At 62.4% G+C, this 2456-nt stretch carries 2 protein-coding genes; both read left to right on the top strand.

Annotated features, from left to right (window positions below; genetic code table 11):
• The first annotated feature begins 105 nt into the window (after nt 1-105).
• Nucleotides 106-1506 (top strand): NAD(P)/FAD-dependent oxidoreductase, encoded by a 1401-nt coding sequence (locus VFA16_RS22640; RefSeq protein WP_324969989.1) that lies wholly within the window; start codon nt 106-108, stop codon nt 1504-1506.
• Between the two features lie 5 nt (nt 1507-1511).
• Nucleotides 1512-2456 (top strand): glutamate--cysteine ligase (locus VFA16_RS22635; RefSeq protein ID WP_324969988.1); only part of this gene is annotated, 945 nt, incomplete at its 3' end.

The following is a 2456-nucleotide window of genomic DNA, read 5'->3' as shown; positions in this document are numbered from 1 at the left end:
GTTTCCGTGCAAGCATGATCCTGCGATGGGCCCAATGTGATTCTCGCCGTAAAATTGTTTAGTAGTGCCTGGTATCAGCATCTACAGGAAGGGTCGTGGAGGCGTATGCGCAAATGGGCCGAGGTGCTGGTGATCGGTGGTGGTCCGGCCGGCTCGACTGCCGCCACTCTCCTGGCGCGCCAAGGAGTTGACGTGACACTGCTAGAGAAAACTCATTTCCCCCGCTATCATATCGGGGAATCGTTGTTACCGTCGCTGCTTCCGGTGTTGGATCTGCTCGGCGCGCGATCCACTATTGAGAAGCACGGTTTTGTACGTAAGATGGGCGCCTTCTACGGGTGGGGCGGGCAGGAATGGCCGCTTCGGTTTGACGACCCCAGCCGACCCGCGAACTACAGCTTGCAGGTAGTGCGTTCGGAGTTCGACCAGCTGCTGCTTGAGCATGCCGGTGACCAAGGCGTGCAAGTGTGCCAGAATACCTCCGTCCAAAGAATCGGTTTTCACGACGACCGTGCCGCCAGCGCATCTTGGTCCTCAGGCGGGGATCACGGCGAGATTGCTTTCGACTATCTGATCGACGCTTCCGGGCGCAGCGGTGTGTTGGCCCGCCAGTTCGGCAGCCGGCGCGTCCATGACGTCTTCCGCAATGTGGCGGTCTGGGGCTATTGGCGTGGTATGTATCCGCTCGCCGAGGCCCCCGAAGGCGCTATTGGCGTGTTTTCCCACCCCGAACAGGGGTGGTTTTGGGCGATCCCGCTTCACGACGACACACTCAGCGTCGGCCTGGTGACCGATAAACGCTCTTTCGCTGAAGGCAAGCGCACAACGGGGTCCGTTGAGGCTTTGTATCATCACGCCATCCCCTCATGTGAGCTGTTGTCGGAAATGCTGCGGGATGCCGCCCTTGTCACCGACCTCAAAGTGGAAACCGACTATTCCTATGTGTCTGACATCTTCTGTGGCCCGGCGTACTTCCTGGCGGGTGACGCTGCCTGCTTCCTCGATCCTTTGCTGTCTACCGGGGTGCACTTGGCCATGTTCAGCGGATTGCTGGCCGCGGCAAGCATCGGCAGTACGCGTCGGGGTGAAGTCTTAGAAGCCGCCGCCCAACGGTTTTACGACACCGCCTACCGCCACGCCTACGAACGCCTCTTGGTCCTGGTCACCGCCTTTTACCGCATCCACGACGGCCGCGACTCCTACTTCCGCTGTGCCCAGACTCTTAGCCGTCGTGACCAGAGTCGGCTGCGCCTACACGAGTCGTTTCTTAACATCGTGACGGGTTTGGAAGACTTGCACGACACCAATGACCACACCGTCGACGCCGTGTACGACGCGCTCCAACGCCCCGTCGAAGGACACCATCCTTACGGCCTGGGTGGTCACGGCACTAGCCACATGGCCCCGCTGCCCACATCACCCGACCGAGCCGTCGAAGGTCTCTACCTCACCACCACACCGCAACTGGGCCTACACCAACTCAAGCCTTGCCAAAGCGGCAGATAATCGCCATGACAGGTGACACTCGACTCACCGTCGGTGTGGAAGAGGAATACCTTCTCATCGAGCCGCGGACGCGGGCGGTCCACCCGGGCGCAGACATGGTGATTGCCAAGGCGGCCCTGGAACTCGGGGACCGGATCGGTACCGAGATCACGCGTTTCCAACTGGAGGCACGTTCTGATCCCCACCACACGATGGCTGAGCTCGCCGAGCAGGTGCGCTCGATGCGGCGCACCGTCGCGCTCGCCGCGGCCCACCACGACCTGCGGGTGATCTCCTCAGGCACCCCCGTGCTGGGTGCGATGGTTCCGCCGCCCATCACCACCGGCGCACGCTATGCCGCCAGTGTCGAGACCTTCCGGGCCCTCGACGACGAACAAAGCGTCTGCGCCTGCCATGTCCACGTCGGAATCGACGATCGGGCGTTAGCTCTGCAGGTAAGCAACCACCTGCGGCCGTGGCTGTCAGTCCTGGTAGCCATCGGGGCCAACTCACCGTTCTGGGCGGGGCGAGACACTGGCTATGCCAGCTGGCGCACCATCACCTGGGCTCGTTGGCCCGTCGCCGGCCCACCCCCGCTGTTTCACTCACCACACCATTTCGACGACATAGTTGGTCAACTCTGTGATACCGGCGCGATCATCGACCGTCGCGGCCTCTACTGGGACGTTCGGGTCTCCACTCACGTTCCCACGCTCGAAGTTCGGGTCAGCGACGCCGCAACCACCACGACCGAAACCGTGTTCCTCGCGGCCGTCATCCGCGCGCTGGTCGATACCGCCCTCGCCGACATCGCCGCCGGAGAACCCTGCCCAACCCCAGACCCGGAACTGCTGCGCGTAGCACACTGGCGGGCTGCCCGCGATGGGTTAAACGGTTACGCCGTCGACATCCGCGCCGGAACACTACTGCCAGCAACGACCGTCGCCGATCACTTGCTTGCCCATATCGGT

It is taken from the genome of Mycobacterium sp. (assembly GCF_035653355.1).
Classification (GTDB): domain Bacteria; phylum Actinomycetota; class Actinomycetes; order Mycobacteriales; family Mycobacteriaceae; genus Mycobacterium.
The sequence above is the reverse complement of the archived record's forward strand: the minus strand, read 5'-3'. Positions and strand labels throughout refer to the sequence as shown.

Coding starts and splice junctions, on each gene's coding strand:
- VFA16_RS22640 (WP_324969989.1), top strand. CDS start 106: ATGCGCAAATGGGCCGAGGTGCTGGTGATCGGTGGTGGTCCGGCCGGC.